8 protein-coding genes are annotated in these 6,811 nt (G+C 59.7%); 6 read left to right on the top strand and 2 right to left on the bottom strand.

What is annotated here, in order from left to right:
- The first annotated feature begins 198 nt into the window (after nucleotides 1-198).
- The 3 genes from AC2LD7_RS14385 to AC2LD7_RS14375 all read left to right on the top strand — a co-directional run bounded on the left by AC2LD7_RS14385 (nucleotide 199) and on the right by AC2LD7_RS14375 (nucleotide 3,449).
- Complete coding sequence (locus AC2LD7_RS14385) at nucleotides 199-1,914, top strand: proline--tRNA ligase (RefSeq protein ID WP_484598414.1); 1,716 nt, start codon at nucleotides 199-201, stop codon at nucleotides 1,912-1,914.
- 8 nt (nucleotides 1,915-1,922) lie between these two features.
- Nucleotides 1,923-2,870, top strand: a complete 948-nt coding sequence (locus tag AC2LD7_RS14380) for a hypothetical protein (RefSeq protein WP_484598413.1) — start codon at nucleotides 1,923-1,925, stop codon at nucleotides 2,868-2,870.
- 69 nt (nucleotides 2,871-2,939) lie between these two features.
- Nucleotides 2,940-3,449, top strand: a complete 510-nt coding sequence (locus tag AC2LD7_RS14375; protein ID WP_484598412.1) for a transglycosylase SLT domain-containing protein — start codon at nucleotides 2,940-2,942, stop codon at nucleotides 3,447-3,449.
- Nucleotides 3,450-3,509: 60 nt separating this feature from the next.
- Here the strand turns inward: AC2LD7_RS14375 and AC2LD7_RS14370 are convergent, their stop codons facing one another.
- Nucleotides 3,510-3,965 (bottom strand): TlpA family protein disulfide reductase, encoded by a 456-nt coding sequence (locus tag AC2LD7_RS14370; protein WP_484598411.1) that lies wholly within the window; start codon nucleotides 3,963-3,965, stop codon nucleotides 3,510-3,512.
- Nucleotides 3,966-3,990: 25 nt separating this feature from the next.
- Nucleotides 3,991-5,211 (bottom strand): virulence factor BrkB family protein, encoded by a 1,221-nt coding sequence (locus tag AC2LD7_RS14365; protein ID WP_484598410.1) that lies wholly within the window; start codon nucleotides 5,209-5,211, stop codon nucleotides 3,991-3,993.
- A 173-nt stretch (nucleotides 5,212-5,384) separates the two neighbouring features.
- Here AC2LD7_RS14365 and arsC point away from each other — a divergent pair, with 173 nt between their 5' ends.
- Genes arsC through AC2LD7_RS14350 form a run of 3 tightly spaced genes read left to right on the top strand, consistent with a single transcriptional unit; the run spans nucleotide 5,385 to nucleotide 6,743 of the window.
- Complete coding sequence (gene arsC, locus AC2LD7_RS14360; RefSeq protein ID WP_484598409.1) at nucleotides 5,385-5,738, top strand: arsenate reductase (glutaredoxin); 354 nt, start codon at nucleotides 5,385-5,387, stop codon at nucleotides 5,736-5,738.
- Nucleotides 5,735-6,340 carry an NAD(P)H:quinone oxidoreductase gene (gene wrbA / locus AC2LD7_RS14355; protein ID WP_484598408.1) on the top strand — a complete coding sequence of 202 codons (606 nt, stop codon included), beginning with the start codon at nucleotides 5,735-5,737 and terminating at the stop codon, nucleotides 6,338-6,340. Before arsC ends, wrbA begins: the two co-directional genes overlap by 4 nt.
- A complete protein-coding gene (locus tag AC2LD7_RS14350; protein WP_484598407.1) occupies nucleotides 6,333-6,743 on the top strand; it encodes a DUF2069 domain-containing protein in 411 nt (136 codons plus the stop codon). The genes wrbA and AC2LD7_RS14350 overlap by 8 nt, the downstream gene beginning before the upstream one ends.
- Nucleotides 6,744-6,811 lie beyond the last annotated feature (68 nt).

Raw genomic sequence — 6,811 nt, 5'->3', positions numbered from 1 at the left:
TCGGCAGGGGCTGAAGTCAGCCAGAAATACACAACTACTTCAGACCATCCCTAGTAACTCACGCAACACAAGAAGCCCGGCACTCGCCGGGCTTCTTCGTTCTGACCCTGTAGCTACCCGATCGATTCTGTACGCCACCGTAGCGCCGCCGTACAATGCCGAGCCAAACTCCCCGCTCTGCAAGGACATAACGGCCACATGCGCACCAGTCAGTTCCTGCTCTCGACCCTCAAAGAAACCCCTTCCGATGCCGTCGTCATCAGCCATCAGCTGATGCTGCGTGCCGGAATGATTCGTAAGCTGGCTTCCGGTCTTTACACCTGGATGCCGATGGGGCTCCGTGCTCTGCGCAAGGCCGAGGCGATCGTGCGCGAGGAAATGAACAAGGCTGGCGCTCTGGAAGTGCTGATGCCCGCCATTCAGCCCGCCGAACTCTGGCAGGAATCCGGCCGCTGGGTGCAATACGGCCCCGAGCTGTTGCGCCTGAAAGATCGCCACAACCGAGAGTTCTGCGTAGGCCCGACGCATGAAGAAGTCATCACCGACCTGGCACGCAACGAGCTGAACAGCTACAAGCAGCTGCCGATCAATTTCTATCAGATCCAGACCAAATTTCGTGACGAAATCCGTCCCCGCTTCGGCCTGATGCGTGGCCGGGAATTTCTGATGAAAGATGCCTATTCCTTTCATGGCGATCAGCAGTCACTGCAAGAAACCTATAACCGCATGCATGAGGCGTACTGCAACATTTTCAGCCGCCTAGGGCTGGACTTCCGCCCCGTACAAGCCGATACCGGATCGATCGGTGGCACCGGTTCGCATGAATTTCATGTCCTGGCCGACTCCGGCGAAGACGACATCGCCTTCAGCGACAGCTCCGATTACGCAGCCAATATCGAGAAGGCCGAAGCCATCCCGCGCGAAACCGAGCGAGGCGCTGCCAGCGAAGAGCTGCGCCTCGTCGACACACCGAAGGCCAAGACCATCGTCGAGCTCGTCGAGCAGTTCGATCTGCCGATCGAGAAAACGGTCAAGACGCTGGTGGTGCATGGCACCGAAGAAGGCCAACTGGTTGCACTGATCGTCCGCGGCGACCATGAACTCAACGAGATCAAGGCGGCGAATCTGACGCAGGTGGCAAGCCCAATGGAGTTCGCGTCCGATGCGGAAATTCGTGCAGCGATTGGCGCCGGACCCGGCTCGCTGGGCCCGCTGAACCTGCCGATCAGCTGCATCATCGATCGGTCGGTTGCATTGATGAGCGATTTCGCCGCTGGCGCTAACCAGGACGACAAGCATTACTTCGGCCTCAACTGGGAGCGCGATCTGCCGCTGCCCGAGGTTGCCGACCTGCGCAACGTCGTCGCTGGCGATCCGAGCCCGGACGGTGTCGGCACATTGGTGATCAAGCGCGGCATTGAGGTCGGCCACATTTTCCAACTGGGCACCAAGTACAGCGAGGCAATGAACTGCAGTGTCATGGGCGAAAACGGCAAGCCGGTAACGCTGACCATGGGCTGCTACGGTATCGGTGTATCACGCGTGGTCGCTGCGGCTATCGAACAGAATTATGACGATCGCGGCATCCTCTGGCCGGACGCCTTGGCGCCCTTCCAGATCGCTCTGGTGCCAATGAAGTATGAGAACGAAGCAGTCCGCGAAGCGACGGACAGGCTCTATGCCGAACTCACCGCTGCCGGCTACGACGTTTTACTCGACGACCGTGACAAGAAGACCAGTCCGGGCGTCAAATTTGCCGATATGGAATTGGTAGGCATCCCGCATCGCGTCGTCGTGGGCGATCGCGGACTTGCCGATGGCACCCTGGAATACAAGCATCGGCGCGATGCACAGAGCCAGGCCGTGCCCGCTGCCGATATCCTCGAGTTCATTAATTCGCGCGCCAACCGCTGACGGAAATCATGCTCAACCGACGTGTTCCAGCCTGCGCCACGCTTTGCGTGGCGCTTTTTCTTGGCGGCTGCGCCAACCAGCTGCCCCAACGCAGCGAACAGGAAGCCCGCACCGAACGTGAGCTGCTCGATCACAGCCTGCGTATCGAGGTGGGCGAGCCGCTGCTTGAGCTACCTCAACGGCGCGTTCGTGTGCTCGACCAGAAAACGTACGAAGTCACCGATTTCGAAGTGACTCGCCGCTACGACCGTTACACGCCTTACCAGGCGTGGCGCGAATTGTACGAAATACCGCTGGGCGCAGTCGCCGTGGTCGCCGGAATAGGCGCCAACGTGCTCAACGTGGCAATGCTCGGCAATCTGCCGGAAAGCGCCACGCGTGACTGGATCAGCTATGGCTTTTCCGGCCTCAATCCCTTCATCAACGTCGAGTCCAATGGTCGTTCGCAGCAAAATCTTGCCAGCCTCGATGAGCAACGCCGCGACGAACGACTGGAATATTCCAGCCTGCCCTGGGCTGAGCGCCCGGTACTGGTCACGGCAGGCTCCGAGACCCACGAACTGAGCACTGATCGCAACGGTGTGCTGCGTCTGAATCTTCTTGACGGTCCGTTCGCCGATCAGGACATCAGCCAGGTCGGCAGGCTACACCTGCAGGTCGAAGACTCGCAGGATGCTACCCGCGCCGATGCCATGTTGCTGGTCAGTCGCAGCTTGCGCGGCAAGCTTCTCGAAGCCCATGACCTGATTTTCGACGACCTCGAAGGTGACGACGTGAGTCGGTGGGTGCATCGCGTCAAGCGGCTCTCGGAACTGGGGCTGGAAGAGGAAGCCAGCGAGCTCGAGCAGAGCCTGATCGAACTGACGCGCAACGATCCCGATCTGCAGCAGGAGTTTCTACGCAGCCTGATGCAGGATGCCGGTCGTCAGGCCAGCGATCCGGGCGAAGACGGCTGATTCATCGTGACGTCTTTGCGTTACTTGTTTTGGCTGGTATTGGTCATAGCCTGGCCGGCCGCAGCGAACGTGCGCCAAGCCCCAGAGCCCGAACTGCGCGAGCTGATGCAGCGTACCGTGGCAGAAGCCGGGAGCTTTCAGGATCGTTTCGAGGCCGAGGTCTGGCTGTTGGATATGTCAACTCGGCTGAAGCGCTACATGCCCGACCCGGGGGAGCGATTAACCTTGCTGCGACTGGTCCATCAAGAAGCCAGCAAGGCGGGATTGAAGCCCGACATGGTCCTGGCGCTGATCCATGCCGAAAGTCATTTCGATCGTTTCGCCATTTCGTCCGTCGGCGCACAGGGCATGATGCAGGTGATGCCGTTCTGGAAAGCAGAGCTTGGGCGTCCGCAGGACAACCTTACCGATAACGCAACCAATCTGCGCTACGGCTGCACCATCCTCAGTTACTACCTGAAGAAAGAAAACGGTGACATCAATCGCGCCCTAGCCCGCTACAACGGCAGCCTCGGCAAAACCCGTTATCCGGCGAAGGTCATCGGCTTCTGGCAGGATTTCTGGTATGTGAAGCCCTGAACGCAGTGGTTAGCCTCAAGCGGCATAAAAAGCGCCACATACTTTGCTTGCAGCTTCGCCTTATCGGGCCAACCGCGCGAGATGTTCCTGAAGCCCTTCGGCGGTCTGCTCGCCAACCAAACTCTGGCGCACCTTGCCAGCCTCATCGACGATATAAGTCACCGGCAGCACCGCACTGCGTGGCAACTCCAGACGCTCAGCCGGGTCCACGCTGAGCACTCGGAAGCGTATGCCCAGGTCTTCGGCTGCCGTGGTCAATTCGCCACCTTGAAGCCCATCGAAATTCACCCCGAGCACGGTGATGTCATTCCTCGACTCGTCCAAGGCATTGAGTTCGGGAATTTCGGTTCGGCATGGGCCGCACCATTCCGCCCAATAATTTATTAACAGCCACTGACCCTCGAGCTGCTGCGCCGTCACATCTGCGCCGTGTTGGTCTGGTCCCCAATCCTCTTTGCAGCCAGCCAGTGCCAGACAGGCGAGCAAGCCGAGAGCCCCCATGGATCGCTTGATCATCTTTGGTTCCTTGCATAGTGCTTGTTCATACCCGCCGCGCCTGCAGCCAATCAGCGACACTGCCACCGAATAGATTCGCCTGTTCCTGCTGCAGCAGTTCCAGCGATTGGCGCAGCGTTGGATACCAGGGCTCATCAAGGTGCGCTGGCAGCGCCTGCATTCCCGAGAGCGGCCAGGGGTTATGGCGCAACAGCCGGTCGAAGCTGTAATGGTTCAGGTCGCGACACAGCACCCAACCGGACGATCCGGTCCGGCAGACAAGTTGCTCCCGCTCGAAGAATTCGAATATTTCGTCCCACTCATCTTCTGGCAGCTGCCAGCCGCTTCGATGCGCATCGCGCAGGCGCACCTCGCGCCCGGCCTGGTGATTTTCATAAAGCACCCTCAGCAAACCGAGCATTACCAACAAACGCGGAACCGATCGACGCCGCCACTGCTGCGACGAAGACAGGCCGCACACCAGCTCCGCACCGAACAGCACGATCATCCAGGAAAGATAAACCCAGAGCAGAAACAGCGGCACCGCCGCGAATGCCCCGTAAATCAGCTGATAGCTAGGAAAATAACTCACATACAAACCGAACATCTGCTTGGCCGCCTCGAACAGGACCGCGGTAAAGACGCCACCGACAAGCGCGTGACGCAGGGGCACGCGAGTGTTGGGCACGGCTGCGTAGATCAGCGTAAACGCCGCGATACTGAGCACCAGCGGCATCGCCTTGAGTATGGTGCGCACGCCTATCAGCGCATGCGGGCCGGAAATCAGCGACAGCGAGGTGATATAGGTACTCATGGCAAACCCCGCACCCAGCAACAGCGGGCCGAGGCTGAGAATGGCCCAGTACAACAGGAAGCTCGACATTCCACGGCGAGGCTGTCGCACCCGCCAGATGACGTTGAAGGCTTTCTCGATGGTCAGCAGCATCATCAGCGCGGTCGCCATCAGAAACCCGACACCGAACCAGGTCAGCTGCCTTGCCTGATCAGTGAACGCGACCAGATATTCCTGAATGGTTGCGCCCGTCGAAGGAATGAAGTTACTGAAGATATACATCTGGATCTGCTCGCCAACGCCTTGAAACGCCGGGATTGCCGAGAGCATGGCGAAGGTGACCGTCATCATCGGCACCACCGCGAACAAGGTGGTGTACGTCAATGCAGCTGCGCTGTGTGGGCCGCGGTCCGCTAGAAAGCGCTGCACCAGGAAACGGCCGAACTCCATGAAATCGTTGATCCGTTGCTGCATTCCATCCCCTCGGTGACGAAATCACTATCGTCGGCTGTCGGCTGTCGGCTGGCTCGGCAAGCTTGTGACAATCGAAGCCTACCTGTTGCTGACAGCCGCTTGCGACCAGCGTTTCAGGCCTCGCTGCATTGAAGGTTAGAATGGCCAACTACACTGGCGCGAAGCAACCACAAATGACCGAACTGACCTTCTATCACAATCCACGCTGCTCGAAATCACGCAGCGCGCTGGAGCTGCTCGAAGCCCGCGGGCTCAACCCCACCGTTGTCCGTTACCTGGAAACGCCACCCTCCGCCGCCGAGCTCAAGCATATCCTGACCCGCCTGGGCATCGGCCCGCGGCAGTTGCTGCGCAGCGGTGAAGACGAATACAAAACCCTTAACCTGGCCGATCCAACCGTCACCGACACGCAACTCATCGACGCGATGGTCGCGCATCCGCGACTGATCGAGCGGCCGATCCTGGTAGCTGGCGATGTGGCGGTGATCGGCCGACCGCCAGAGAAAGTGCTGGAGATACTGCCATGAGCGCACCGTACATTCTGGTGCTGTATTACAGCCGCCACGGCGCCACGGCCGAAATGGCACGACAAATCGCTCGCGGTGTCGAGCAGGTCGGTTTCGAAGCGCGGCTACGTACCGTGCCGGCAATCTCTACGGAATGCGAAGCCGTGGCGCCGACGATTCCGGAGCAGGGCGCGATCTATGCGACGCTCGACGACCTGAAGAACTGCTCCGGCCTAGCGCTAGGCAGCCCGACCCGTTTTGGCAACATGGCCGCTCCGCTGAAATACTTTCTCGACGGTACCAGCGGCCTCTGGCTGACTGGAGAGTTGGTGGGCAAGCCCGCCGGCGTATTTACCTCGACCGCCAGCCTGCACGGCGGCCAGGAAACTACTTTGCTCTCCATGCTGCTGCCTCTGCTGCACCACGGCATGCTGATACTCGGCCTGCCATACAGCGAGAACGCATTGCTGGAGACCCGAGGTGGCGGTACCCCCTACGGCCCTAGCCATCACGCTGGCGCAGACGGCAAGCGTCTACTGGATGAGCATGAAATAAACCTCTGCCGCGCATTGGGCCATCGCCTCGCGCAAACCGCCAAACGTTTGGAGAATGCCCGTGGCTAGAAAGCCCAAACCGCTGCCTTCGCTGGAATGGCTGACACCGCGCGTGAAACTCAGCCGGGCGGTCAGTTTGGCTAGCTTCATCGGCCTGGCCGCACTACTGGTCATCTGGAATCTGGCTTTTGCCGACCTGCACGGTGCGCGCACCTGGGTGGTGATCAGCATCCAGCTAATTCCGCTTCTGTTGGTCGCCCCGGGGATGATTTCCGGCAGTCCTCGTGCCCATGCCTGGACCTGCTTCATCGTCAACCTGTACTTCATCCAGGGCGTGCTGGCCGCCATCAACCCGACTCGGATGGTCTACGGCTGGCTGGAAGCGATCATCAGCCTGACGCTGTTTATCAGCGCCCTGCTCTACACCCGCTGGGCTTATCAATACGAACGCAAAGCAATGGGTGAAAGCTGAGGCAAGCTTGGAAATCTCGCGAACCCTTCATCACGCCGTAGGGTGGGCTTCAGCCCACCAGTTCGGCG

The organism is Stutzerimonas sp. (assembly GCF_982611455.1).
The sequence above is the reverse complement of the archived record's forward strand: the minus strand, read 5'-3'. Positions and strand labels throughout refer to the sequence as shown.